Origin of the sequence: Escherichia sp. KTE96, from assembly GCF_000408525.1 — a bacterium.
In the GTDB taxonomy this organism is placed as follows: domain Bacteria; phylum Pseudomonadota; class Gammaproteobacteria; order Enterobacterales; family Enterobacteriaceae; genus Escherichia; species Escherichia marmotae.
Genome location: NZ_KE137149.1, coordinates 211515 through 237400 on the forward strand (window position 1 = coordinate 211515; position 25886 = coordinate 237400).

23 protein-coding genes are annotated in these 25886 nt (G+C 50.6%); 5 read left to right on the forward strand and 18 right to left on the reverse strand.

Annotated elements, in window-relative coordinates; genetic code table 11:
• Positions 1–80 precede the first annotated feature (80 nt).
• The 16 genes from pstS to asnC all read right to left on the reverse strand — a co-directional run bounded on the left by pstS (position 81) and on the right by asnC (position 16621).
• Complete coding sequence (pstS, locus tag A1WG_RS13240; RefSeq protein ID WP_000867170.1) at positions 81–1121, reverse strand: phosphate ABC transporter substrate-binding protein PstS; 1041 nt, start codon at positions 1119–1121, stop codon at positions 81–83.
• 310 nt (positions 1122–1431) lie between these two features.
• Positions 1432–3261, reverse strand: coding sequence for a glutamine--fructose-6-phosphate transaminase (isomerizing) (gene glmS / locus A1WG_RS13235; protein WP_000334041.1), 1830 nt, complete (start codon positions 3259–3261; stop codon positions 1432–1434).
• Between the two features lie 161 nt (positions 3262–3422).
• Positions 3423–4793, reverse strand: coding sequence for a bifunctional UDP-N-acetylglucosamine diphosphorylase/glucosamine-1-phosphate N-acetyltransferase GlmU (glmU, locus tag A1WG_RS13230; protein ID WP_001517419.1), 1371 nt, complete (start codon positions 4791–4793; stop codon positions 3423–3425).
• Positions 4794–5170: 377 nt separating this feature from the next.
• Positions 5171–5590: a F0F1 ATP synthase subunit epsilon gene (locus tag A1WG_RS13225; RefSeq protein ID WP_001251965.1), complete on the reverse strand. Its 420-nt coding sequence runs from the start codon at positions 5588–5590 to the stop codon at positions 5171–5173.
• A gap of 20 nt (positions 5591–5610) precedes the next feature.
• Positions 5611–6993 (reverse strand): F0F1 ATP synthase subunit beta, encoded by a 1383-nt coding sequence (atpD, locus tag A1WG_RS13220; protein ID WP_000190506.1) that lies wholly within the window; start codon positions 6991–6993, stop codon positions 5611–5613.
• A gap of 26 nt (positions 6994–7019) precedes the next feature.
• Positions 7020–7883, reverse strand: a complete 864-nt coding sequence (gene atpG / locus A1WG_RS13215) for a F0F1 ATP synthase subunit gamma (RefSeq protein ID WP_000896498.1) — start codon at positions 7881–7883, stop codon at positions 7020–7022.
• A 50-nt stretch (positions 7884–7933) separates the two neighbouring features.
• Positions 7934–9475, reverse strand: coding sequence for a F0F1 ATP synthase subunit alpha (gene atpA, locus A1WG_RS13210; protein WP_001176745.1), 1542 nt, complete (start codon positions 9473–9475; stop codon positions 7934–7936).
• Positions 9476–9487: 12 nt separating this feature from the next.
• A complete protein-coding gene (atpH, locus tag A1WG_RS13205) occupies positions 9488–10021 on the reverse strand; it encodes a F0F1 ATP synthase subunit delta (RefSeq protein ID WP_001288591.1) in 534 nt (177 codons plus the stop codon).
• Positions 10022–10035: 14 nt separating this feature from the next.
• Positions 10036–10506 carry a F0F1 ATP synthase subunit B gene (gene atpF, locus A1WG_RS13200; RefSeq protein ID WP_001052219.1) on the reverse strand — a complete coding sequence of 157 codons (471 nt, stop codon included), beginning with the start codon at positions 10504–10506 and terminating at the stop codon, positions 10036–10038.
• A gap of 61 nt (positions 10507–10567) precedes the next feature.
• Positions 10568–10807: a F0F1 ATP synthase subunit C gene (atpE, locus tag A1WG_RS13195; RefSeq protein WP_000429386.1), complete on the reverse strand. Its 240-nt coding sequence runs from the start codon at positions 10805–10807 to the stop codon at positions 10568–10570.
• A gap of 46 nt (positions 10808–10853) precedes the next feature.
• Positions 10854–11669, reverse strand: a complete 816-nt coding sequence (gene atpB, locus A1WG_RS13190) for a F0F1 ATP synthase subunit A (RefSeq protein ID WP_000135618.1) — start codon at positions 11667–11669, stop codon at positions 10854–10856.
• A gap of 8 nt (positions 11670–11677) precedes the next feature.
• Positions 11678–12058, reverse strand: a complete 381-nt coding sequence (gene atpI, locus A1WG_RS13185) for a F0F1 ATP synthase subunit I (protein ID WP_000116664.1) — start codon at positions 12056–12058, stop codon at positions 11678–11680.
• A 616-nt stretch (positions 12059–12674) separates the two neighbouring features.
• On the reverse strand, positions 12675–13298 hold the full coding sequence (rsmG, locus tag A1WG_RS13180) for a 16S rRNA (guanine(527)-N(7))-methyltransferase RsmG (protein WP_000932858.1): 624 nt from the start codon (positions 13296–13298) through the stop codon (positions 12675–12677).
• A 63-nt stretch (positions 13299–13361) separates the two neighbouring features.
• Positions 13362–15251, reverse strand: a complete 1890-nt coding sequence (gene mnmG, locus A1WG_RS13175; RefSeq protein WP_001517417.1) for a tRNA uridine-5-carboxymethylaminomethyl(34) synthesis enzyme MnmG — start codon at positions 15249–15251, stop codon at positions 13362–13364.
• Positions 15252–15629: 378 nt separating this feature from the next.
• Positions 15630–16073, reverse strand: coding sequence for an FMN-binding protein MioC (gene mioC / locus A1WG_RS13170; RefSeq protein ID WP_000763754.1), 444 nt, complete (start codon positions 16071–16073; stop codon positions 15630–15632).
• Positions 16074–16162: 89 nt separating this feature from the next.
• Positions 16163–16621, reverse strand: a complete 459-nt coding sequence (gene asnC, locus A1WG_RS13165; RefSeq protein WP_000433019.1) for a transcriptional regulator AsnC — start codon at positions 16619–16621, stop codon at positions 16163–16165.
• Between the two features lie 151 nt (positions 16622–16772).
• Between asnC and asnA the strand changes: the two genes are divergently transcribed.
• Entirely contained in the window at positions 16773–17765 is a 993-nt protein-coding gene (gene asnA, locus A1WG_RS13160; RefSeq protein ID WP_000845139.1) for an aspartate--ammonia ligase, read from the forward strand.
• A 4-nt stretch (positions 17766–17769) separates the two neighbouring features.
• On the opposite strand, the gene viaA is transcribed toward asnA, so the two are convergent.
• Both viaA and ravA read right to left on the reverse strand, forming a co-directional pair.
• Positions 17770–19221 carry an ATPase RavA stimulator ViaA gene (viaA, locus tag A1WG_RS13155; RefSeq protein ID WP_001517416.1) on the reverse strand — a complete coding sequence of 484 codons (1452 nt, stop codon included), beginning with the start codon at positions 19219–19221 and terminating at the stop codon, positions 17770–17772.
• Positions 19215–20711, reverse strand: coding sequence for an ATPase RavA (gene ravA, locus A1WG_RS13150; RefSeq protein ID WP_001517415.1), 1497 nt, complete (start codon positions 20709–20711; stop codon positions 19215–19217). Before ravA ends, viaA begins: the two co-directional genes overlap by 7 nt.
• A gap of 222 nt (positions 20712–20933) precedes the next feature.
• On the opposite strand from ravA, the gene kup reads away from it, so the two are divergent.
• The 4 genes from kup (at position 20934) to rbsC (ending at position 25872) form a co-directional block, all read left to right on the forward strand.
• On the forward strand, positions 20934–22802 hold the full coding sequence (gene kup / locus A1WG_RS13145) for a low affinity potassium transporter Kup (protein ID WP_000102299.1): 1869 nt from the start codon (positions 20934–20936) through the stop codon (positions 22800–22802).
• Positions 22803–22969: 167 nt separating this feature from the next.
• On the forward strand, positions 22970–23389 hold the full coding sequence (gene rbsD, locus A1WG_RS13140) for a D-ribose pyranase (protein WP_001517414.1): 420 nt from the start codon (positions 22970–22972) through the stop codon (positions 23387–23389).
• A 7-nt stretch (positions 23390–23396) separates the two neighbouring features.
• On the forward strand, positions 23397–24902 hold the full coding sequence (rbsA, locus tag A1WG_RS13135) for a ribose ABC transporter ATP-binding protein RbsA (protein WP_001517413.1): 1506 nt from the start codon (positions 23397–23399) through the stop codon (positions 24900–24902).
• A 4-nt stretch (positions 24903–24906) separates the two neighbouring features.
• A complete protein-coding gene (rbsC, locus tag A1WG_RS13130) occupies positions 24907–25872 on the forward strand; it encodes a ribose ABC transporter permease (RefSeq protein ID WP_000211871.1) in 966 nt (321 codons plus the stop codon).
• The last annotated feature ends 14 nt before the right edge of the window (positions 25873–25886 follow it).

The window sequence follows — 25886 nt, forward strand, 5'->3', positions numbered from 1 at the left end:
CTCTTCAGTTAAACGCGTTTACAAAGTCATTTTGTAATGCCGGATACGGTGTAAAACGCCTTATCCGGCCTGGAGTTTTATTAGTACAGCGGCTTACCGCTACTGTCTTTAATATTGGTCTTCCACGCAGCGCGAACCTGTTCAACTACGCTATCCGGCAGGCTGGCGTAATCCAGGTCGTTGGCCTGTTTAGCTCCGGTTTTGTATGCCCAGTCGAAGAACTTCAGCACTTCTGCACCTTGCTCTGGTTTCTTCTGATCTTTGTGAACCAGAATGAACGTGGTAGAGGTGATCGGCCACGCATCTTCGCCTTTCTGGTTGGTCAGATCCTGAGCGAATGTTTTGCTCCAGTCTGCGCCTTTTGCCGCATTTGCGAAGTTCTCTTCGGTCGGCGCAACAGGTTTACCATCAGCGGAGATCAGTTTGGTGTAGGCGAGGTTGTTTTGCTTCGCGTAAGCATATTCAACGTAGCCAATTGCCCCCGGCAGACGCTGAACAAATGCGGCAATACCGTCGTTACCTTTACCACCAAGACCGATCGGCCATTTTACGGTAGAGCCAGTACCAACGCTGTTTTTCCACTCTTCATTTACTTTCGCCAGGTAGCTGGTGAAAACGAAAGAAGTCCCGGAGCCATCTGCGCGGCGCACCACGGCGATGTTCTGTGAAGGCAGTTTCAGACCCGGATTCAGTTTGACGATCGCTTCGTCATCCCACTTTTTAATTTTGCCCAGGTAGATGTCACCGAGGGTTTTACCATCCAGCACCAGTTCGCCAGATTTAAGACCCGGCAGGTTAACTGCCAGCACGACGCCGCCAATCACGGTCGGAAATTGGAACAGTCCTTCCTGAGCCAGTTTTTCGTCAGACAGCGGTGCGTCAGAAGCACCGAAATCAACGGTGTTAGCGATAATCTGTTTTACGCCACCAGAAGAACCAATCCCCTGGTAGTTAACTTTATTACCGGTTTCTTTCTGGTAAGTGTCAGCCCATTTGGCATACACCGGCGCAGGGAAGGTTGCACCTGCACCTGTCAGGCTTGCTTCTGCAAACACAGAGAAAGCACTCATCGATAAGGTCGCGGCGACAACAGTTGCGACGGTGGTACGCATAACTTTCATAATGTCTCCTGGGAGGATTCATAAAGCATTGTTTGTTGGCTACAAGAAGCAAAATAGGACAAACAGGTGACAGTTATATGTAAGGTTTATGACAGTTTTATGACAGAGAAAGAAAGCCTTCACTCTTATTTAAATAACCATTTAAATTCAGTATGTTACAAATATTAATAAAGAAGAGATAACAGAAAATTTTCACTCTGTGACAGTGAAAAAATAGCCGAAGATGACGATTTGTCACATGACGTGGGCTGGATGTTTGATTAAAAACATAACAGGAAAAAATGCCCTGCGAAAGCAGGGCATCTGTGTATTACTCAACCGTAACCGATTTTGCCAGGTTACGCGGCTGGTCAACGTCGGTGCCTTTGATCAGCGCGACGTGGTACGCCAATAGTTGCAGCGGAACGGTATAGAAGATCGGAGCAATCACTTCTTCCACATGCGGCATCTCGATGATGTGCATGTTATCGCTGCTCACAAATCCTGCATCCTGATCGGCAAAGACGTACAACTGACCGCCACGCGCACGAACTTCTTCGATGTTGGATTTTAGTTTTTCCAGCAGTTCGTTGTTCGGTGCAACGACGATAACCGGCATATCAGCGTCAATCAGCGCCAGCGGGCCGTGTTTCAGTTCGCCCGCAGCATAGGCTTCGGCGTGAATGTAGGAGATCTCTTTCAGCTTCAATGCGCCTTCCAGCGCGATGGGGTACTGATCGCCACGGCCCAGGAACAACGCGTGGTGTTTATCAGAAAAATCTTCCGCCAGAGCTTCAATACGTTTGTCCTGAGACAGCATCTGCTCGATACGGCTCGGCAGCGCCTGCAGACCATGCACGATGTCATGTTCAATGGAGGCATCCAGGCCTTTCAGGCGGGACAGTTTTGCCACCAGCATCAACAGCACAGTTAACTGAGTGGTGAATGCTTTGGTGGACGCCACGCCAATTTCAGTACCTGCGTTGGTCATCAGCGCCAAATCGGATTCACGAACCAGAGAAGAGCCTGCAACGTTACAGATCGCCAGCGAGCCGAGATATCCCAGCTCTTTCGACAGGCGCAGGCCAGCCAGTGTATCCGCGGTTTCTCCCGACTGCGACAGGGTGATCATCAGACTGTTACGGCGAACAGCAGATTTGCGATAGCGGAATTCAGAGGCGATTTCGACGTCGCACGGAATACCAGCCAGCGATTCAAACCAGTAACGGGAAACCATACCTGAATTGTACGAAGTACCACAGGCGAGGATCTGAATATGCTCAACCTTCGACAGCAGTTCATCTGCGTTCGGCCCCAGTTCACTTAGATCCACCTGACCGTGGCTGATACGCCCGGCAAGAGTGTTTTTGATCGCGTTCGGCTGTTCGTAGATCTCTTTCTGCATGTAATGACGGTAAATGCCTTTATCGCCCGCATCATATTGCAGATTGGATTCGATATCCTGGCGTTTAACTTCCGCGCCAGATTTATCGAAGATGTTTACTGAACGGCGAGTGATTTCCGCAATATCACCCTCTTCAAGGAAGATAAAGCGACGGGTCACCGGCAGCAGTGCCAGTTGGTCAGAAGCGATAAAGTTTTCGCCCATGCCAAGGCCGATAACCAGCGGACTACCGGAACGAGCCGCCAGCAGGGTATCCGGGTGACGGGTATCCATAATTACCGTACCGTAAGCGCCACGCAGTTGCGGGATAGCACGCAGAACAGCTTCACGCAGGGTGCCGCCCTGTTTCAGTTCCCAGTTAACCAAATGCGCAATCACTTCGGTGTCGGTTTCAGAAACGAAGGTATAGCCACGCGCTTTTAACTCTTCACGCAGTGGTTCATGGTTTTCGATGATGCCGTTATGCACCACCACAATGTGTTCAGAAACATGCGGATGCGCATTCACTTCTGAAGGTTCACCGTGGGTCGCCCAACGGGTATGAGCAATACCCGTTCCGCCATGCAGAGGATGTTCTTCCGCTGCCTGGGCCAGCATTTGCACTTTACCGAGACGACGCAGACGGGTCATATTACCGTCCGCATCGACTACTGCCAGGCCAGCAGAGTCATAACCGCGGTATTCCAGACGACGTAAACCTTCAAGAAGGATTTCAGCTACATCACGTTGCGCGATCGCGCCAACAATTCCACACATAGTTTTTAATTCCGATTGATATCGTTGTCGGTCAACCTGTATGCCCGTTTTTCCGGGCGCCCCGAGCCTTGTAGAGAGTGGGGTTATTTTTATAGTTACTGCTTGCGGGCGGGAGATTATGTTATCTCTTCATCCCAGGAGGCCGGATTACCCGGCCAGAATTACTTTTTCTTTACTGGACGACGCCAACCTTCTTTTTGCGACTGCGGCACGCGGCTAATTGCCAGAGCGTTTTCGCCAACATTGCGCGTTACGGTAGTACCCGCAGCAATAGTCGCGCCTTTACCAACCGTTACCGGTGCAACAAGTTGGGAGTCAGAGCCGACAAACACATCGTCGCCAATAATGGTTTTAAATTTATTCGCACCATCATAGTTGCAGGTAATGGTTCCTGCACCGATGTTAACGTTATCACCGATTTCCGCATCGCCCAGATAAGTCAGATGACCGGCTTTTGAACCTTTACCCAGACGCGCTTTTTTCATCTCAACAAAGTTACCGACGTGTGCGCCTTCAAGCAGCTCTGCCCCCGGGCGCAGACGGGCAAACGGGCCAATGGTACAGGCCGCTGCCAGATTCGCGTCTTCCACCACTGTATATGGGCTGATTTCGCAATCTTCACCAATCACGCTGTTTTTAATCACGCAACCAGTGCCAATTTTCACGCGATTGCCGAGAGTAACATTACCCTCGATGATAACGTTAGTATCAATTTCAACATCACGCCCGTGAGTAAGCGTTCCGCGCAGATCAAAACGGGCCGGATCGCGTAGCATAACCCCTGCCAACAGCAGTTTTTCAGCCTGTTCGGACTGATAAACGCGCTCCAGACGGGAGAGTTGCAGGCGGTTATTCACGCCTTCAACTTCGCTTAAGCGTTGCGGATGTACAGCGACGATTTCACGCCCTTCCTGATACGCCAGCGCAATAATATCGGTGATGTAGTATTCGCCCTGAGCGTTATTGTTAGTCAGCTTCGCCAGCCAGCGTTTCATATCTGCGCCGTTGGCGATCAGAATGCCGGTGTTGATTTCCTGAATCTGACGCTGCTCATCGGTGGCATCTTTATGTTCAACAATGCCAGTAACTTTGCCGTTTTCACGGGTGATACGACCATAACCGGTCGGGTCATCCAGTTTCACCGTCAACAGACCAATGCCGCCCTGCGGTTTAGCATCACGCAGACGCTGGAGTGTTTCGACAGAGATCAGCGGTACGTCGCCATAAAGCATTAAAATGTCTTCATCATCGGCAAAGAAAGGCGCAGCCTGCTGCATCGCATGACCAGTACCCAGTTGCTCTGCCTGAAGTACCCAGTTCAGGTTGTCATCTTTCAGCGCCTGTTTAAGCAGATCGCCACCGTGACCATACACCAGATGAACGTGTGCTGCGCCTAATTCATTCGCAGCATCAATGACATGCTGAACCATCGCTTTCCCGGCAAGGGTATGCAGCACTTTCGGAAGATCGGAATACATGCGAGTGCCTTTGCCCGCGGCAAGGATCACTACGCTCATAGCATTATTCAACATACGCGCCCTGACTGTAATTTGAGAACGAATTTAAACCGCTTCACCTTGAAAAAACTACATTTTTTTCATCGTGAAATGGACAGAGGATAAATTGTTCAATAACGGATTATCCTCGCTGGCGAAAGCACCATTTTCGACCATCGTCACGCCTTTTGTCTGCATAAAAGTAAGGCATCACCTTCATTTAAGCGTCAGCCTGATGTTTTTGCTCTTATTTCGATCAATGAATAAACAAGAAAACCAACGAAGGATTTCGCTGAGTTATAAAGACGGTTTAATTGCGGGATATAAAAACATAGCAGAACAAATCTCGCGGCGACGCGCGAAAAAAAAGCCAGCCTGTTTCCAGACTGGCTTTTGTGCTTTTCAAGCCGGTGTTACATCGCTTTTTTAGTCAACTCGATAACGCGCAACTGCGCGATCGCTTTGGCCAGTTCCGCAGACGCCTGAGCGTAATCTACGTCGCCGTGAGAGCTGCTAATGTGCTCTTCAGCCTTACGTTTCGCTTCCATGGCTCGCGCTTCGTCGAGATCCTGGCCGCGAATTGCGGTGTCGGCCAGAACGGTCACGTTGCCAGGCTGCACTTCAAGAATGCCGCCAGACAGATAGATAAACTCTTCGTGACCGTGCTGTTTCACGATGCGAATCATACCAGGCTTAATGGCGGTGAGCAGCGGTGCGTGGCCCGGGTAAATTCCCAGTTCACCTTCGCTACCCGTTACCTGGATTTTCTCGACCAGACCAGAGAACATTTGTTGCTCTGCGCTGACGACGTCCAGGTGGTAAGTCATTGCCATATCACCCTCCGATTAAGGCGTTAAAGTTTTTTGGCTTTTTCCACAGCTTCTTCGATGGAACCGACCATGTAGAACGCCTGCTCCGGCAGGTGATCGTATTCGCCTTCCATGATGCCTTTAAAGCCACGGATGGTGTCTTTCAGGGAGACGTATTTACCCGGAGAACCGGTGAATACTTCTGCCACGAAGAACGGCTGGGACAGGAAGCGCTGGATCTTACGAGCGCGCGCTACCACCAGTTTATCTTCTTCAGACAGTTCATCCATACCCAGGATGGCGATGATGTCTTTCAGTTCCTGATAACGTTGCAGGATGGACTGTACGCCACGCGCGGTGTCGTAGTGTTCCTGACCAACTACCAGCGGGTCCAACTGACGGCTGGTGGAGTCCAGCGGGTCAACGGCCGGGTAGATACCCAGAGACGCGATCTGACGGCTCAGTACCACGGTTGCGTCAAGGTGCGCAAAGGTGGTGGCCGGTGATGGGTCAGTCAAGTCATCCGCAGGTACGTATACCGCCTGAACGGAGGTGATAGAACCTGTTTTGGTGGAGGTGATACGTTCCTGCAGAACACCCATCTCTTCCGCCAGGGTCGGCTGATAACCTACCGCTGAAGGCATACGGCCAAGCAGTGCGGATACTTCCGTACCGGCCAGGGTGTAACGATAGATGTTGTCAACGAACAGCAGAACGTCACGACCTTCGTCACGGAATTTCTCCGCCATGGTCAGGCCGGTCAGTGCAACGCGCAGACGGTTTCCCGGCGGCTCGTTCATCTGGCCATACACCAGGGATACTTTATCGATAACGTTGGAGTCGGTCATTTCGTGGTAGAAGTCGTTACCCTCACGAGTACGTTCACCTACGCCCGCAAACACAGAGTAACCGGAGTGCTCGATCGCGATGTTACGAATAAGCTCCATCATGTTTACGGTTTTACCAACACCCGCACCACCGAACAGACCAACTTTACCGCCCTTCGCGAACGGACACATCAGGTCGATAACTTTGATACCGGTTTCCAGCAGTTCCTGAGAGTTTGACAGCTCTTCGTAGGAAGGTGCTGCGCGGTGAATCGCCCAACGCTCTTCTTCACCGATCTCGCCTTTCATGTCGACCGGTTCGCCCAGTACGTTCATGATACGGCCCAGAGTCGCTTTACCTACAGGGACTTCGATCGGGTGTTCGAGGTCTTTTACATCCAGACCGCGACGCAGACCGTCGGAGGAACCCATTGCGATGGTACGCACGATACCACCGCCGAGCTGCTGCTGAACTTCCAGCACCAGACGCTCATTACCATTTTGCACCTCAAGAGCATCGTACACGCGCGGTACGGCATCCTGAGGGAATTCGACGTCAACTACGGCGCCGATTACCTGGACAATCTTTCCAGTAGCCATCTTAAATCCTCTACGAAATAACCTGTTTAAACCGCGGCGGCCCCCGAGACGATCTCGGTGAGTTCCTGAGTAATGCTGGCCTGACGAGCTTTGTTGTATACCAACTGCAGCTCTTTAATCAGGCTGCCGCCATTGTCGGTCGCGGCTTTCATCGCCACCATACGGGCGGCCTGCTCGCTGGCCAGGTTTTCAACCACGCCCTGATAAACCTGAGATTCGACATAACGACGCAGCAGGGTATCCAGCAACGCCTTCGGATCGGGTTCGTACAGGTAATCCCAGGATTTATGTTTCAGATCATCATCATCTGACGCCGGTAACGGCAGCAGTTGGCTGATAGTCGGAACCTGAGACATGGTGTTAATAAATTTGTTGCTGACAATGTAAAGCTTGTCCAGACGGCCTTCGTCGTAGGCCTGCAACATCACTTTTACCGGACCGATCAGTTCGGACAGGGAAGGGTTATCCCCCATACCTGTAACCTGGGCAACAACATTGCCGCCCACGGAGTTGAAGAACGACACACCTTTCGAGCCGATCATTGCGAGGTCGCATTGAACGCCTTTGTCGGTCCAGGTCTTCATTTCCGCCAGCAGTTTTTTGAACAGGTTAATGTTCAAACCACCGCACAAACCACGGTCGGTCGACACCACCAGGTAGCCCACGCGTTTAACGTCGCGATCTTCCAGGTATGGGTGCTTATATTCCAGATTACCGTGTGCAAGGTGACCAATCACTTTGCGCATGGTTTCTGCATAAGGACGGCTGGCCGCCATGCGATCCTGCGATTTACGCATTTTGGAAGCGGCGACCATCTCCATCGCTTTAGTGATCTTTTGCGTGTTCTGGACGCTTGCGATCTTACTACGTATCTCTTTTGCGCCGGCCATGAGCTTCTCCTCAATGCCTTGCGGCCTGCCCTAAGGCAAGCCGCCAGACGTTACCAGGATTGGGTTGCTTTGAAGGAATCGAGGATGCCTTTCAGCTTGCCTTCGATTTCGTCGTTGTAGCCACCGGTCTGGTTGATCTCTTGCATCAACGGAGCGTGATCACGGTCGACGTAAGCCAGCAGAGCGGCTTCGAAGCTGCCGATTTTCGACAGTTCAACATCCGCCAGGTAACCACGTTCTGCTGCGAACAGAACCAGAGACTGCTGCGCAACGGACATCGGCGCATACTGTTTCTGTTTCAGCAGTTCGGTCACTTTCTGACCGTGGTCAAGCTGCTTACGCGTTGCATCGTCAAGGTCGGATGCAAACTGAGAGAACGCTGCCAGTTCACGATACTGCGCCAGAGCGGTACGGATACCACCGGACAGTTTTTTCATGATCTTGGTCTGTGCTGCACCACCAACACGGGATACGGAGATACCCGGGTTAACCGCAGGACGAATACCGGCGTTGAACAGGTTGGTTTCCAGGAAGATCTGACCATCGGTAATAGAGATTACGTTGGTCGGAACGAACGCAGAAACGTCACCAGCCTGAGTTTCGATAATCGGCAGCGCGGTCAGAGAACCGGTTTTCCCTTTCACTTCACCTTTGGTGAAAGCTTCAACGTATTCGGCGTTAACACGCGCAGCACGCTCCAGCAGACGAGAGTGGAGGTAGAATACGTCACCCGGGAATGCTTCACGTCCTGGCGGACGACGGAGCAGCAGGGAGATCTGACGGTAAGCAACAGCCTGTTTAGACAGGTCATCGTAAATGATCAGCGCATCTTCACCACGGTCACGGAAGTATTCGCCCATTGCGCAACCCGCATACGGTGCCAGGTATTGCAGTGCAGCGGATTCAGACGCGGTTGCTACCACAACGATGGTGTTAGCCAGTGCGCCGTGCTCTTCCAGTTTACGTACCACGTTAGAAATGGTGGACGCTTTCTGACCGATAGCAACATAGATACATTTGATACCGGAATCGCGCTGGTTGATGATGGCATCGATAGCCAGTGCGGTTTTACCGGTCTGACGGTCACCGATGATCAATTCACGCTGACCACGACCGATTGGGATCATGGAGTCAACAGCTTTATAACCAGTCTGTACCGGCTGATCTACGGACTGACGTTCGATAACGCCCGGAGCGATAGCTTCTACAGCAGAGAAGCCGTCGTGATCCAGCGGACCTTTACCGTCGATTGGCGCACCCAGAGTGTTAACCACACGGCCCAGCAGGCCACGGCCAACCGGAACTTCCAGGATACGGCCAGTACACTTAACTTTCATGCCTTCGGCAAGGTCAGCGTACGGCCCCATAACAACCGCACCTACAGAGTCGCGCTCGAGGTTCAGTGCGATAGCGTAACGGTTACCCGGCAGGGAGATCATTTCACCCTGCATACAATCGGCCAGGCCGTGGATGCGGATAACACCGTCACTTACAGAAACAATAGTACCTTCGTTGTGAGCTTCACTCACAACATTGAACTGAGCAATGCGCTGCTTGATCAGTTCGCTGATTTCGGTGGAATTCAGTTGCATGCTCCAGTCCCCTTAAGACTGCAAGACGTCTGCAAGGCGCTCAAGACGACCGCGTACGCTGCCATCAATGACCATATCACCCGCTCGGATGATAACGCCTGCCATTACAGACTTATCGATTTTGCAATTCAGCTTAACTTTGCGTGACAGACGTTTTTCCATCGCAGCAGAAATTTTCGCGAGCTGTTGTTCACTCAGCGCGGCAGCGGAAATGACGTCTACCTCAGCGGTAGCCTCACTCACAGCACGCAGGTGAATAAACTGCTCCAGAACATCCGGGAGCGCGTTAAGACGACCATTTTCAGCCATAACCCGAATCAGGTTCTGACCGTTTTCGTCCAGTTGCTCACCACAAACTGCGATAAACGACCCGGCGAGCGTTTCTGGTGCCAGTGCACCAGACAGAAGCTCTGCCATCTGTTCGTTTTTGGTTACCTCGGCGGCAAACGCCAGCATGTCCTGCCAGCGTTCTACACTTTGGTGTTCGACGGCAAAGTCAAAAGCTGCTTTGGCGTAGGGGCGAGCTACCGTAATAAATTCAGACATCAGCCCCTCCCTCCTTACAGTTCAGCGACAAGTTTATCCACGATGTCGCTGTTAGCAGCTTCATCCACGGAACGTTCGATGATCTTCTCGGCGCCAGCAACAGCCAGGATAGCAACTTGCTTACGCAGCTCTTCACGGGCACGTTTACGCTCGGCTTCAATTTCCGCCTGCGCCTGAGCCACGATTTTAGTACGTTCCTGTTCTGCCTCAGCTTTAGCTTCGTCCAGAATCTGAGAGCGACGTTTGTTCGCCTGCTCGATGATTACCTGGGCTTCCGCTTTCGCTTTTTTCAGCTGGTCGGTCGCGCTGGCCTTTGCAAGGTCAAGGTCCTTGTGTGCTCGTTCTGCGGAAGCAAGACCGTCAGCAATTTCTTTTTGACGTTTTTCGATGGCAGCCATTAATGGCGGCCATACGTACTTCATGCAGAACAGAACGAACAGGACAAACGCGATGGCCTGGCCGAGGATTGTTGCGTTAAGATTCACAGCACAATGCCTCTATTTAGTTAACGTTCTGATATTGCTCTTTAAATAAAAGCAACGCTTACTACGCGACAGCGAACATCACGTACAGACCCAGACCTACAGCGATCATCGGGATAGCATCCACCAGACCCATAACGATAAAGAACTGAGTACGCAGCAGTGGAATCAGATCCGGTTGACGCGCTGCGCCTTCCAGGAATTTACCCCCGAGGATGCCGATACCGATCGCAGCACCGATTGCCGCCAGACCCATCATCACAGCGGCAGCCATGTACAGCAGATCCATATTCAGGTTTTCCATGACAGTCTCCAGTTTGTTTCAGTTAAAACGTAGTAGTGTTGGTAAATTAATGTTCTTCAGACGCCATCGACAGATAGACGATCGTCAGAACCATGAAGATGAAGGCTTGCAGCGTAATAATCAGGATGTGGAAAATGGCCCACGGCACATTCAGGATCCACTGTGACCACCACGGCAACAGACCAGCAATCAGAATGAAAATCAGCTCACCCGCGTACATGTTACCGAACAGTCGCAAACCGAGTGAAACAGGTTTGGACAGCAGGCTTACCCCTTCAAGGATTAAGTTGACAGGAATGAACGCCCAGTGATTGAACGGCTGCAGCGTCAACTCTTTCGTGAAGCCGCCGATGCCTTTCATTTTGATGCTGTAGAACAGAATCAGGATAAATACGCCCAGTGCCATAGACAGCGTTACGTTCACGTCAGCAGACGGAACCACACGCAGAGCAGGCAGCCCCAGTACATGTTCAGCAATGTACGGCAGCAGATCGATAGGCAGTAAGTCCATCAGGTTCATCAGGAACACCCAGACAAAAATCGTCAGGGCCAGCGGAGCAATCAGCTTACTTTTGCCATGGTACATGTCTTTCACGCTACCATTAACAAAGCCGATTACCAGCTCAATCGCGGTCTGAAACTTACCTGGTACGCCGCTGGTTGCCTTTTTGGCTACGCTACGGAATAAAACCAGGAACAACAGACCCAGCACCACCGAGAAGAACATGGAGTCAATATTAATTGTCCAGAAGGTGGCTGGGGGGTTATGCGGATCCACCAGCGAGAATGTACGCAGGTCCAGCTGAAGGTTATTCAGGTGGTGTCCTATGTAATCCTGCGGCGTCATATTTTCTGAAGCCATGATGCCTTTTACCCTTTGTTGTTAATTACAGCCGGCGCCAGTATCTGAACCACCAGCACCAAAACCCACGTAACGATCAGCGGCAAGAATACCGCCTTTAAAACCGCCAACGCCACCACCAGTAACACCAACATTGCCAGAACTTTGAAAGCTTCGCCTAAAGCGAATGTCCAGGCTACCCGGCCTTTCGCTGGTGTATGCGCCTGGTGACGCCAGGCAAATATCATAAACAAAACGTTAGGCAGAAAGACTGCCAGGCCCCCGCTTAACGCAGAGACGCCCCAGAAGGGGTCTTTGAGGCTGAACAGCAATCCACTTGCTATCACCACCAGTAACTGAACGAGCAGAAGCTTCCGAGCAACGTTTCGACTCAAGAGCGACACAGACATCACGTTTTTCACTCCTGCTCCCTTCGAGGTATGCCGCGTGTCGTATAAAACTTTCTTTAAGGCTTAGAGTCAAGCATCAAAAAGCGGTCAAATTATACGGTGCGCCCCCGTGATTTCAAACAATAAGTAGCCAAAAGGTGAATAAATGTTTAAATATTTTTCCAGTGCATACAATTGCGACTTTTCTGCTAACCATGTCGGATCATGAAAAACTGTAAATAACGCGTAAACACTGGTGATAAAGCGTGCTTCAGATCACATATCGCGCATGTTCGCGCACAGCATATTTATTTACTTGGCAAATGATGCCATTGCAAGCTTCTGATATTTCAGTCTAAAAACAGATACTGTTTTCATAAATGACATTTACATAACAAAAACCAGCCATTGACATTCTTAATAATATTTTAACAGCAAGTTATGCTTCTTAGCGCCGATTTTTAGCCGGCTGATATTTTCACTAATGACTTATTTTCTGCTTATCAAAAAAAGCCACGTTACAGTATTGAATCAAAATCGTGAACGTGGCGTTAAATGTAACCAGTTATATCAGTAAAAAACCCGGTTGTTGTTAACAGTCAAACCGATTAATTTTTTATGATTTTTTTGATAAAAATTAAATTTTATTTGCTTTAATCACCACCAGATGACGTTCGCCATCCAGAGCCGGAACCTGAAGTTTAACCACTGATTCAACCTGATATTCTGCTGGTAGCAAGGCCATTTCATCTTCTGGCATTTGGCCTTTCAGCGCATAAAAACGACCTTGTTCACCAGGAAGATGATGGCACCAGCTCACCATATCGTTCAGAGAGGCAAAAGCACGGCTAATCACACCATCAAACGGTGGCTCTGACGGAAACTCTTCTACCCTACTCTGTACTGGCTCAATGTTCTCCAGTTTTAACTCATGTTGCACCTGACGAAGGAAGCGCACGCGTTTACCGAGGCTATCCAGCAACGTGAAGTGGGCCTCAGGACGCACAATAGAGAGTGGAATACCTGGCAGACCCGGTCCTGTACCGACATCGATAAAACGTTCACCTTGCAGATACGGTGCCACGACAATGCTGTCGAGAATATGGCGTACCAGCATCTCATTAGGATCGCGGACCGAAGTCAGGTTGTACGCCTTATTCCATTTATGCAGCATATTTACGTAGGCAATAAGCTGATTTTTCTGGTGATCGGTAAGCGAAATTCCTGCGTCTTTCAGCAGTGAAGAGAGTTTGTTGAGCACGGTGATTACCTGTTCTTGATGCGTTGCCCGGTAAGCGGGTGCTTACCAGGCATTTTTAATGCGTTATGCGCTACGACGCAGCATACCTTGTTTTTTCAGCCACACCAGCAGAATGGAGATGGCCGCAGGCGTGACGCCAGAAATACGCGAAGCCTGACCAATAGAGGCCGGTTTGTGATCGTTGAGTTTAGCGATCACTTCGTTAGACAGACCGGATACCTGGCGGTAATCCAGTGTCGCAGGCAGCAGTGTGTTCTCGTTACGCTGCTGTTTTTCGATCTCATCCTGTTGGCGCGCAATATAACCCTCATATTTAACCTGAATCTCAACCTGTTCCGCCGCCTGCTCGTCTGTCAACGCAGGGGCAAACGGCGTCAGCGAGGTTAATTTTTCATAGGTCATTTCCGGACGACGCAACAGATCTTCACCACTGGCTTCACGGGAAAGCGGCGCAGTCAGGTGAGCATTCACTTCGGCAGCAGCTTCCGCCGACGGGGTTACCCAAGTGGATTTCAGACGCTGACGCTCACGCTCGATATTTTCGAGTTTCTCGTTAAAGCGCGCCCAACGTTCATCGTCAACCAGCCCCAGCTCACGTCCGATTTCAGTCAGACGCAGGTCGGCGTTATCTTCGCGCAGCATCAGACGATATTCCGCACGAGAGGTAAACATACGATACGGTTCTTTAGTACCCAGTGTGCAGAGGTCATCTACCAGTACGCCGAGGTACGCCTGGGAGCGCGCCGGTGCCCAGCCTTCTTTGTCTGCAGACAGGCGAGCGGCGTTAAGACCGGCCAGCAAACCTTGCGCCGCCGCTTCTTCGTAACCTGTAGTGCCATTAATTTGACCGGCAAAGAACAGCCCCTGGATAAACTTGCTCTCCAGCGTAGGTTTCAGGTCACGCGGATCGAAGAAGTCATATTCAATGGCATAACCCGGACGCACGATCTTCGCGTTTTCCATCCCCTGCATGGAGCGGACGATTTGCATCTGCACATCGAACGGCAGGCTGGTGGAGATACCGTTCGGATAAATTTCGTTAGACGTTAACCCTTCTGGCTCAAGGAAGATCTGATGCTGGTTTCTGTCAGCAAAGCGCATGACTTTGTCTTCGATCGACGGACAGTAGCGTGGGCCGACACCTTCGATCACTCCGGCATACATCGGACTGCGATCGAGGTTACTGCGGATCACGTCATGCGTTTTTTCGTTGGTATGGGTGATGTAGCACGGCACCTGCTGTGGATGCTGGGCCGCATTGCCCATAAACGAGAACACCGGCATCGGGTTATCGCCATGCTGTTGTGCAAGGACGCTAAAGTCGATGGTACGCGCATCAATACGCGGCGGTGTCCCGGTTTTCAGACGACCAACACGCAGCGGAAGTTCACGTAAACGGCGCGAGAGCGGAATGGATGGAGGATCGCCAGCACGACCACCGCTGTAATTATCCAGACCGATATGAATCTTACCGTCAAGGAAAGTCCCGACAGTAAGAACGACAGCTTTGGCACGGAATTTCAGGCCCATTTGGGTAACAGCGCCGACCACGCGATCGTTTTCGACAATAAGATCTTCAACCGCCTGCTGGAAGATCATCAGGTTCGGTTGATTCTCCAAAGCAGTACGTACCGCTTGACGATAGAGCACGCGATCCGCCTGTGCCCGGGTAGCCCGAACCGCTGGCCCCTTGCTGGCGTTTAGTATCCTAAACTGAATACCTGCATGGTCGATCGCTTTTGCCATCAGACCGCCGAGTGCATCCACTTCTTTTACCAGATGTCCCTTCCCAATACCGCCGATCGCCGGGTTGCAGCTCATCTGCCCCAGAGTGTCGATATTGTGTGTCAAAAGCAGAGTCTGTTGACCCATACGCGCCGCGGCCATCGCTGCCTCGGTGCCTGCATGACCCCCGCCAATGATGATGACGTCAAAAGGATCCGGATAAAACATGGTGATTGCCTCGCATAACGCGGTATGAAAATGGATTGAAGCCCGGGCCGTGGATTCTACTCAACTTTGACGGCTTGAGAAAGACCTGGGATCCTGAGTATTAAAAAGAAGATCTTTTTATTTAGAGATCTGTTCTATTGTGATCTCTTATTAGGATCGACCTGGTCTGTGGATAACAAGGATCTGGCTTTTAAGATCAATGACCTGCTGAGGATCATTAACTGTGAATGATCGGTGATCCTGGTCAGTATAAGCTGGGATCAGAATGCGGAGTTATACACAACTCAAAAACTGAACAACAGTTGTTATTTGGATAACTACCGGTTGATCCAAGCTTCCTACCAGAGTTATCCACAGTAGATCGCACGATCTGTATAGTTATTTGAGTAAATTAACCCACGATCCCAGCCATTCTTCTGCCGGATCTTCCGGAATGTCATGATCAAGGATGTTGATCTTCAGTGTTTCGCCAATCTGTTTCGCACCGGAATTTTTGAGTTCAGCATCGAGTTTATCGATAGCACCACAAAAAGTGTCGTATTCACGACTACCAATGCCGATTGCGCCAAAGCGTACCGCAGAAAGATCGGTTTTTTGTTCCAGCAATGCTTCATAGAAAGGAGAGAGGTTGTCCGGAATGTCTCCGGCACCGTGGGTAGAACTGATAACCAGCCAGATCCCAGAGGTAGATAACTCTTCTAACAACGGGCCGTGCAGCGTTTCGGTGGTAAAACCTGCCTCTTCCAGCTTTTCAGCCAGGTGTTCTGCCACATATTCGGCACCACCGAGGGTGCTGCCGCTGATAAGAGTAATATCTGCCATAAACCGCCACCTTTTTTAAGAGTGGCGTATTGTACGCTGTGAACGCTTTGGGATCTACCTGTGGAAAAGTATGGGATTAAAAAAGTCGATCATGGCTTGATAGTACGCATGATCGGGTTCTGCAGTACGATCAGAGTTTCAGTGGACTGAATTTCATCAATTGTTTGGATCTTGTTGATAAGTACATGCTGGAGAGCGTCGATCGAGCGGCACATTACCTTAATAAAGATGCTGTAGTGGCCGGTGGTGTAATAGGCTTCAGTTACTTCATCAAGGCTTTCCAGTTTTGCCAGCGCGGAAGGATAGTCTTTGGCGCTCTTCAATATAATGCCGATAAAGCAGCCTACGTCATAACCGAGTTGTTTCGGGCTAACATCAATCCGAGCACCAGTAATAATCCCTGCCTGCTTCATTTTCTCTACGCGAACGTGGATCGTTCCCGGACTGACGCCAAATTGTTTCGCCAGTTCGGCGTAAGCGGTACGCGCATTGCCCATTAATGCTTCCAGAATGCCGCGGTCCAGATTGTCGATTTGATAATTTTCCATAGATTTTTCTTATGAATATTAATGATTCAGTCTATTTTAGCCTTAACTTTTAATGAATCAAAAGTAAGCAAGGCTTTTTATTGAATGATTATTGCATGTGTGCCGGTTTTTGTTGCTTAATCATAAGCAACAGGACGCAGGAGTATAAAAAATGAAAACCGCTTACATTGCCAAACAACGTCAAATTAGCTTCGTGAAATCTCACTTTTCTCGTCAACTGGAAGAACGCTTAGGGCTGATTGAAGTCCAGGCGCCAATCCTTAGCCGTGTGGGGGATGGCACGCAGGATAACTTGTCGGGCTGTGAAAAAGCGGTGCAGGTAAAAGTGAAAGCGCTGCCTGACGCCCAGTTCGAAGTGGTTCATTCACTGGCGAAGTGGAAACGTCAGACATTAGGGCAACACGACTTCAGCGTGGGCGAAGGGCTTTACACGCACATGAAAGCCCTTCGCCCCGATGAAGACCGTCTTTCCCCGTTGCACTCGGTCTATGTTGATCAGTGGGATTGGGAACGCGTAATGGGCGACGGTGAGCGCCAATTCTCCACTCTGAAAAGCACGGTAGAGGCGATCTGGGCGGGAATTAAAGCGACCGAAGCCGCAGTTAGCAAAGAGTTTGGCCTGGCACCGTTCCTGCCGGATCAGATCCACTTTGTACATAGTCAGGAATTACTGTCCCGTTATCCGGATCTTGATGCCAAAGGGCGTGAGCGGGCGATTGCGAAAGATCTTGGCGCGGTATTCCTCGTCGGAATTGGCGGCAAGTTAAGCGATGGCCACCGCCACGACGTGCGCGCACCGGATTATGATGACTGGAGTACTCCTTCAGAGCTTGGATATGCGGGGTTGAACGGCGATATTCTGGTGTGGAACCCCGTACTGGAAGATGCGTTTGAGCTTTCTTCAATGGGTATCCGTGTGGATGCCGAGACGTTGAAACATCAACTGGCGCTGACCGGTGATGAAGATCGTCTGCAACTGGAGTGGCATCAGGCGCTGCTGCGCGGCGAAATGCCACAGACTATCGGCGGCGGTATCGGTCAGTCTCGTTTAACCATGTTGTTGCTGCAACTGCCACATATTGGGCAGGTTCAGTGCGGCGTATGGCCTGCGGCCGTTCGCGAGAGCGTCTCTTCTCTGTTGTAATGACTTATCGCCGCCAGCGTCTGAGCAGGCGGCTACGCATCCCGGTATCAAAGCGCCAGATATGATCGAAAATGCGCATGATGCCGGGTTTGCCGTGCGCCGACATCGCCACGGCATGAAAGCGATGCTGATGTACCCGCTGCAACTCTTTTACTTTACTCGTCACGTCGTCAGGCAACCGTTGGGCGATAAAATCAGAAATCACCACCGCATCGGCGTCAAACCATTCCCGGCTTTGCAAGCGCTCCATAATGGCGCGAAAACAACTGGCAAGATCGGTGCCGCCACGAAACTGCTGGCTTAAAAAACGGATCGCTTGTTCGATGCCTTGTGGGCCTGAAAGCTCATAACGGACGATCTCGGTGGAAAATAACATAATAAAGCAGCGCCTATTTTCAGCGAGGGCAATGCGCATCAAGGCCAGACAGAACGCTTTCGCGCACTGTTCATTAAAGCCGCCCATTGAGCCAGATGTATCTACGCAGACAATAAACGGCCCGCGCGGCTGTTCGTCATAATCTTTATGGACGACCGGACGTTCGATAACTTTTTCACGCCATGATTCACCGTGCAGGCGATAAGTGAGCAACTGTTTTTCCACCAGCCGACGGTAAAATTCATACTCCAGTTCAGTAATGCCCAGAGTCGCCAGTTCCGGCGGCAGAAGGCGTAAAATATCATCGCTTTGCTGCAAGCCATCAACCTGCTCAGGAACGGTCGCTGGTTCGCGTACCATTGTGCGGAAGGTTTCCATCTGCGCATCGTTGCGGGGGATCGATTTTGCTTCCCGTGAACGCCCTAACTGTTCTGCCAGACGTTTCAGCTCCGGCTGCTCGTTAAGAAATTCACCATATTTCACAATTAACTGATAGTCGCCGCGTTTGAGCTGACCGGCGCTCATATCCCACAGGCGACCGGCTGCGGTGTTGTTTTCCGCCAGAACCGGTTCAAGTTGACCGCTTAACGTCATGCGTTCCTGAACCTCGCTCAACAGTTGTTCACGTTCTTCTTCTAATAATTGTTGATTTAACGTCGTCGCTTGCACGATCAGACTTAAGCGCCAACGTTGGAGAAAAAGCGTGTGTAATGCTGGGGTGATCGTGCTGTTGGCATCAACCAACTGCCGGGCTTGTTCGGCCCACGGGGAATTTAGTCGATGCAGTAAGTCCAGGATCTGCGGTAACTGCACAATAAATTGCGGTGTGGAGAGAAGTTGGCTTTGCTGATAGCACATGACCTCTTCAGTGAGTTCCTGTGGGACGCGTGCATCTTTCAGCCGACTGCGCAGCGCCTCACGCCAGCGGGGAATATCATCAGTGATTGCCGCCTTCAGGCGTGGGAATTTTTCAAAGAAAACAGCCAGTTGTGGCGAGGCCAACAGCGTGATGATCATCTCTTCGATCAATCCCTCTTCGCTGACGGCCAGCATTACATTAAGCGTATCCAGTGTTAGCATTGTTGCGCCTGGCGAATCTGGGCACCGACATCCTGTAGGCTGGCTTCAATGCGACCTAACCAGTCGCTATGGATAAACAGACATTTTTGCTGTTCGCTGAATAAAACTTGTTGTTTACGCCAGTCACTTTCAAGCTCTTCCAGTTGTTGTTTTATTTCGCCAGGCAGGCCTTCTGCAGATGTGCCGGGGAGAGCCAGTGTCGTACCCTGCAAACTGACATCACGGACAACAAGATGTTGGGCGCTATCAACTTCCATATTCAGCTTCTGGGCAAAACCAATACCATTTAATTTGCCGCGAATTTCACCGCCTTTGTTCAGCCACTGTTCCAGTGCGCTACGCTCAAAAGCGATATGAACCACTTCCATATCATGCAGTTTTAATGGTTTTTGCAGCAGCAGGGTCAACGTGGAAGCGGTAACGTCGGCTGGAAGTTGATATTGTGGGCGGCGGCTGAACATACCGCCCTGACGAATCACGGTAAAAGCCGTTTTATCGCTTTGTTGTTGCTGAAGTTGCAGGCGACGCTGCACAATCGCGCCCAGGCGAGTCAACATCCCTTGCTGTTGCCATGCGTGACCGGTCATCAATACATCAATTTGTTGTTGAATCAAATTCAGGCTTTGCGCGTCATACCACAGGCAATCTTTCAGCAAGATCAGATCAATCGGGGCAACCGCATTGCGACCGCTAAAAAAGGCGCTGGCCTGCAGTAAATGGATCGCTTTTTTCCAGCGGCGATCGGAAATATAGGGGGCATCCGGCAATTTATCCAGTTGTTGGCGCAGCATAAAAATCAGCTCAAATACATGATCGGGCAGCGTAATTTCACTAATCTCTTTCTGCCAGCGTTCATATTCCTCATCTGTAACCTGTAGAGAGGGAGGAACGGGATTGTCATTTTCATCCTGTTGGCTGGTCAACATGGAGCGGAAATTCGCTTTATCCTGCACTTTATCTAACCACAGACGAATCAGCATACGGTCATATAACGCTTCCAGGCTACTGTCTGCTTCCGGCAGTTCGTTGGAGGCCGCCACCAGCAAGCGCATAGGAATTTTTTCGACATGTGCACCGTTGCGGAAGTGGCGTTCATTAATAGCGGTCAGTAGGGTATTAAGAATCGCTGGCCCGGCTTTCCAGATCTCATCAAGAAAGACGATTTCTGCTTCCGGCAGGTAACCGGTGGTTAAACGCTCATAGCGGCCTTCATCTTTTAGCGCCTGAATGGAAAGCGGGCCAAAAACTTCTTCCGGGGTGGAGAAGCGGGTCATCAGATATTCAAACGCGCGAGCATTTTGAAAGGCGAATTTTAAACGCCGGGCAATCAGACTTTTGGCAATACCTGGCGGGCCGAGCAGGAATACGCTTTCGCCGCTTAATGCCGCTAACAAACACAGGCGGATGGCGTGGCTACGTTCATAAAGCCCCTTTTCCAGCGAACTGCTCAGGCGGGAAATTCTTTCCGCTAATAAATGAGGGTGAGCCATAATGAAGTGGCGTCCTTTCGTCAAAAGTTCTGCGTAAACTGCGAGTATAGACGTTTCTTGATGGTGGCAAAAATAGTCTCAAAGGAGGGCTATTTTTCTTTGAGCCAGGTTAATGTGACCGCATTTAGGAGTACGATTTTGCCGTTAATCGTGCATACTGAACGCTTTTTTGTGGGCCAAGGGACTACGCACACATTTCATATTTCAACGAAAGACTAGTCTATGAGCACTGATAATAAGCAATCGTTGCCCGCGATTACCCTCGCGGCGATTGGAGTTGTCTACGGCGATATTGGTACCAGCCCGTTATATACGCTTCGTGAATGTTTGTCCGGCCAGTTTGGTTTTGGCGTTGAACGCGATGCCGTGTTTGGCTTTTTATCGCTGATCTTCTGGCTGCTAATCTTTGTGGTTTCCATAAAATATCTCACCTTCGTGATGCGTGCAGATAACGCCGGTGAAGGGGGAATTCTGACGCTGATGTCGCTTGCCGGGCGCAATACGTCGGCGCGAACGACCTCAATTCTGGTGATTATGGGGCTAATAGGCGGCAGCTTTTTCTATGGTGAAGTTGTCATAACACCCGCCATTTCGGTAATGTCTGCCATCGAAGGTCTGGAAATCGTCGCCCCACAACTGGACACCTGGATTGTTCCCCTCTCAATCATCGTTCTCACGTTACTGTTTATGATTCAAAAACATGGCACTGCTATGGTCGGTAAGCTTTTTGCGCCGATTATGCTGACCTGGTTTTTGATTCTGGCAGCTCTTGGGTTACGTAGCATTATTGCCAATCCAGAAGTGTTGCATGCCTTAAACCCAATGTGGGCGGTGCATTTCTTCCTTGAATATAAAACCGTTTCCTTTATTGCGTTAGGCGCGGTGGTTCTGTCGATTACCGGTGTTGAGGCGCTGTACGCTGATATGGGGCACTTTGGTAAGTTCCCGATTCGCCTGGCATGGTTTACCGTCGTACTGCCTTCTTTAACCCTTAACTACTTCGGTCAGGGGGCGCTGCTGTTAAAGAACCCGGAAGCGATTAAAAACCCGTTTTTTCTGTTGGCACCGGACTGGGCGCTGATCCCGCTGCTGATCATCGCCGCACTGGCAACGGTAATTGCCTCGCAGGCGGTTATCTCTGGTGTCTTCTCATTGACGCGTCAGGCGGTACGTCTGGGCTATTTGTCTCCGATGCGCATTATTCACACTTCTGAAATGGAATCGGGGCAAATCTACATTCCATTTGTGAACTGGATGCTTTATGTCGCAGTCGTGATTGTGATAGTCAGCTTTGAGCACTCCAGTAACCTGGCGGCGGCATATGGGATTGCAGTTACCGGAACTATGGTACTGACGTCTATTCTTTCAACTACCGTGGCGCGCCAGAACTGGCACTGGAATAAGTATTTTGTTGCGCTGATTCTGATTGCCTTCTTGTGTGTTGATATCCCGCTGTTTACCGCTAACCTCGATAAACTGCTCTCCGGTGGCTGGTTGCCATTGAGCCTCGGTACGGTGATGTTTATCGTGATGACCACCTGGAAGAGTGAGCGTTTCCGCCTGCTGCGGCGGATGCATGAACATGGTAACTCTCTGGAGGCGATGATTGCTTCGCTGGAGAAATCACCGCCTGTTCGTGTGCCCGGAACTGCGGTGTATATGTCGCGCGCAATCAATGTCATTCCCTTTGCTCTAATGCATAACCTCAAACATAACAAGGTATTGCACGAGCGGGTTATTCTGTTAACTCTGCGTACTGAAGACGCGCCATATGTCCATAACGTCCGTCGGGTACAGATTGAACAACTGTCGCCTACTTTCTGGCGCGTGGTGGCAAGTTACGGCTGGCGGGAAACGCCAAACGTAGAAGAAGTTTTCCACCGCTGTGGTCTGGAAGGGTTAAGTTGTCGAATGATGGAAACGTCCTTCTTTATGTCACATGAATCACTGATCCTCGGCAAACGTCCGTGGTACTTACGTTTGCGCGGCAAGCTGTATTTGCTGTTGCAACGTAATGCGTTGCGCGCTCCGGATCAGTTTGAAATCCCACCAAACCGGGTTATCGAGTTGGGTACACAGGTCGAGATCTAACCCCAGACGCCTCCTTTCTCCATAAGGGGGCGTTTTTATTTTCATTGTTTGTTCTCGATATAAAACGTTTCGATGTTGATCACATTTCTGCAACGTCGCGATGGTTTTCCTTAATTAGACGGGATTAAACTGCGGGTCAGCGAAACGTTTCGCTGATGGAGAAAAAAATGAAAAAAGGCGCCGTTCTTAATTCAGGTATTTCGTCGGTGATCTCCCGCCTGGGGCATACCGATACGCTGGTGGTGTGTGATGCTGGTTTACCTATCCCCAAAAGTACAACGCGTATCGATATGGCATTAACCCAGGGCGTACCTTCTTTTATGCAGGTGCTGGGCGTCGTCACAAGTGAAATGCAGGTCGAGGCTGCCATTATCGCGGAAGAGATCAAACAACATAATCCGCAACTCCACGAAACGTTGCTCTCACATCTTGAGACGCTGCAAAAACACCAGGGAAATTTCATTGAAATTCGTTACATCACGCATGAACAATTCAAACAACAAACCGCAAACAGTCAGGCGGTAATTCGCAGCGGGGAGTGTTCCCCGTATGCGAATATCATTCTCTGTGCTGGCGTGACGTTCTGAGGCCGCCATGGAAGCATTACTACAGCTTAAAGGTATCGATAAAGCCTTCCCGGGCGTAAAAGCGCTTTCGGGAGCCGCGCTAAATGTCTATCCGGGTCGCGTGATGGCGCTGGTAGGTGAAAATGGCGCGGGTAAATCCACCATGATGAAAGTGCTTACCGGTATCTATACCCGTGATGCCGGTACGCTTTTATGGCTGGGCAAAGAAACGACGTTTACCGGGCCGAAATCTTCTCAGGAAGCTGGAATTGGCATTATCCACCAGGAACTGAATCTGATCCCGCAACTGACCATTGCGGAAAATATTTTCCTCGGCCGAGAGTTTGTGAATCGTTTTGGCAAAATTGACTGGAAAACCATGTATGCCGAAGCGGATAAATTGCTGGCTAAACTTAATCTGCGGTTTAAAAGCGACAAGCTGGTGGGCGATCTTTCCATCGGTGACCAGCAGATGGTTGAAATCGCGAAGGTATTAAGCTTTGAGTCGAAAGTTATCATTATGGATGAACCGACCGATGCACTGACCGATACCGAAACCGAATCCCTGTTCCGCGTCATTCGCGAGCTGAAATTGCAAGGGCGTGGCGTTGTCTATATTTCCCACCGTATGAAAGAAATCTTCGAGATTTGTGATGACGTTACGGTTTTTCGTGACGGGCAATTTATTGCCGAGCGTGAAGTGGCATCACTAACCGAAGATTCGCTGATTGAGATGATGGTGGGCCGCAAACTGGAAGAACAATATCCACACCAGGAAAAAGCGCCGGGAGATATCCGTCTGAAAGTTGATAATCTCTGCGGACCTGGCGTTAACGATGTCTCTTTTACCCTACGTAAAGGTGAAATTCTCGGCGTCTCTGGTTTGATGGGCGCCGGCCGCACCGAACTGATGAAAGTGCTCTACGGCGCACTGCCGCGCACCAGCGGTTACGTCACTCTGGATGGGCATGAAGTTGTTACCCGTTCACCGCAGGATGGCCTGGCAAATGGCATTGTGTATATCTCCGAAGACCGCAAACGCGACGGTTTAGTGCTGGGCATGTCAGTAAAAGAGAACATGTCGCTAACTGCCCTGCGTTACTTCAGCCGTGCTGATGGCAGTCTGAAGCATGCCGATGAGCAACAGGCGGTGAGTGATTTTATTCGTCTGTTCAATGTGAAAACGCCGTCGATGGAACAGGCAATTGGTCTGCTTTCCGGTGGCAATCAGCAAAAAGTGGCGATTGCCCGCGGTCTGATGACGCGCCCGAAAGTGCTTATCCTTGATGAACCCACCCGTGGCGTGGATGTCGGCGCGAAAAAAGAGATTTATCAACTGATCAACCAGTTCAAAGCCGATGGTTTGAGCATCATTCTGGTGTCATCGGAAATGCCAGAAGTATTAGGCATGAGCGATCGCATCATCGTTATGCATGAAGGGCATCTCAGCGGGGAATTTACTCGTGAGCAGGCCACCCAGGAAGTGTTAATGGCTGCCGCTGTGGGCAAGCTTAATCGCGTGAATCAGGAGTAAAAAAATGACAACCCAGACTGTCTCTGGTCGCCGTTATTTCACGAAAGCGTGGCTGATGGAGCAGAAATCGCTTATCGCTCTGCTGGTGCTGATCGCGATTGTCTCGACGTTAAGTCCGAACTTTTTCACCGTTAATAACTTATTCAATATTCTCCAGCAAACCTCGGTTAACGCCATTATGGCGGTCGGCATGACGCTGGTGATCCTGACGTCGGGTATCGACCTGTCCGTCGGTTCTCTGCTGGCGCTAACTGGCGCAGTTGCTGCCTCCATCGTTGGCATTGAAGTTAACGCGTTGGTGGCTGTTGCTGCCGCACTGGCATTAGGAGCTGCAATTGGCGCGGTAACCGGGGTGATTGTAGCGAAAGGCCGCGTCCAGGCGTTTATCGCTACCCTGGTGATGATGCTTTTACTGCGTGGCGTGACGATGGTTTACACCAACGGTAGCCCGGTGAATACCGGCTTTACCGAGAACGCCGACTTGTTTGGCTGGTTTGGTATTGGTCGTCCGCTGGGCGTACCGACGCCTGTGTGGATCATGGGTATTGTCTTCCTCGCGGCCTGGTACATGCTGCATCACACGCGTCTGGGGCGTTACATCTACGCGCTGGGTGGCAACGAAGCGGCAACGCGTCTTTCTGGTATCAATGTCAATAGAATCAAAATCATCGTCTACTCTCTTTGTGGACTGCTGGCATCGCTGGCTGGGATCATTGAAGTAGCGCGTCTTTCCTCTGCGCAACCGACGGCGGGGACTGGCTACGAGCTGGATGCCATTGCCGCGGTGGTTCTGGGTGGTACGAGTCTGGCAGGCGGAAAAGGTCGCATTGTTGGGACATTGATCGGCGCATTAATTCTTGGCTTCCTTAATAATGGTTTGAATTTGTTAGGTGTTTCCTCCTATTACCAGATGATCGTCAAAGCGGTGGTGATTTTGCTGGCGGTGCTGGTAGACAACAAAAAGCAGTAATAACGACTACAGGA

Excerpts from the sequence above, each read along its gene's own strand:
- pstS (WP_000867170.1), bottom strand. The coding sequence starts at position 1,121 with ATGAAAGTTATGCGTACCACCGTCGCAACTGTTGTCGCCGCGACCTTA.
- glmS (WP_000334041.1), bottom strand. The coding sequence starts at position 3,261 with ATGTGTGGAATTGTTGGCGCGATCGCGCAACGTGATGTAGCTGAAATC.
- glmU (WP_001517419.1), bottom strand. The coding sequence starts at position 4,793 with ATGTTGAATAATGCTATGAGCGTAGTGATCCTTGCCGCGGGCAAAGGC.
- A1WG_RS13225 (WP_001251965.1), bottom strand. The coding sequence starts at position 5,590 with ATGGCAATGACTTACCACCTGGACGTCGTCAGCGCAGAGCAACAAATG.
- atpD (WP_000190506.1), bottom strand. The coding sequence starts at position 6,993 with ATGGCTACTGGAAAGATTGTCCAGGTAATCGGCGCCGTAGTTGACGTC.
- atpG (WP_000896498.1), bottom strand. The coding sequence starts at position 7,883 with ATGGCCGGCGCAAAAGAGATACGTAGTAAGATCGCAAGCGTCCAGAAC.
- atpA (WP_001176745.1), bottom strand. The coding sequence starts at position 9,475 with ATGCAACTGAATTCCACCGAAATCAGCGAACTGATCAAGCAGCGCATT.
- atpH (WP_001288591.1), bottom strand. The coding sequence starts at position 10,021 with ATGTCTGAATTTATTACGGTAGCTCGCCCCTACGCCAAAGCAGCTTTT.
- atpE (WP_000429386.1), bottom strand. The coding sequence starts at position 10,807 with ATGGAAAACCTGAATATGGATCTGCTGTACATGGCTGCCGCTGTGATG.
- atpB (WP_000135618.1), bottom strand. The coding sequence starts at position 11,669 with ATGGCTTCAGAAAATATGACGCCGCAGGATTACATAGGACACCACCTG.
- atpI (WP_000116664.1), bottom strand. The coding sequence starts at position 12,058 with ATGTCTGTGTCGCTCTTGAGTCGAAACGTTGCTCGGAAGCTTCTGCTC.
- mnmG (WP_001517417.1), bottom strand. The coding sequence starts at position 15,251 with ATGTTTTATCCGGATCCTTTTGACGTCATCATCATTGGCGGGGGTCAT.
- mioC (WP_000763754.1), bottom strand. The coding sequence starts at position 16,073 with ATGGCAGATATTACTCTTATCAGCGGCAGCACCCTCGGTGGTGCCGAA.
- asnC (WP_000433019.1), bottom strand. The coding sequence starts at position 16,621 with ATGGAAAATTATCAAATCGACAATCTGGACCGCGGCATTCTGGAAGCA.
- asnA (WP_000845139.1), top strand. The coding sequence starts at position 16,773 with ATGAAAACCGCTTACATTGCCAAACAACGTCAAATTAGCTTCGTGAAA.
- viaA (WP_001517416.1), bottom strand. The coding sequence starts at position 19,221 with ATGCTAACACTGGATACGCTTAATGTAATGCTGGCCGTCAGCGAAGAG.
- ravA (WP_001517415.1), bottom strand. The coding sequence starts at position 20,711 with ATGGCTCACCCTCATTTATTAGCGGAAAGAATTTCCCGCCTGAGCAGT.
- kup (WP_000102299.1), top strand. The coding sequence starts at position 20,934 with ATGAGCACTGATAATAAGCAATCGTTGCCCGCGATTACCCTCGCGGCG.
- rbsD (WP_001517414.1), top strand. The coding sequence starts at position 22,970 with ATGAAAAAAGGCGCCGTTCTTAATTCAGGTATTTCGTCGGTGATCTCC.
- rbsA (WP_001517413.1), top strand. The coding sequence starts at position 23,397 with ATGGAAGCATTACTACAGCTTAAAGGTATCGATAAAGCCTTCCCGGGC.
- rbsC (WP_000211871.1), top strand. The coding sequence starts at position 24,907 with ATGACAACCCAGACTGTCTCTGGTCGCCGTTATTTCACGAAAGCGTGG.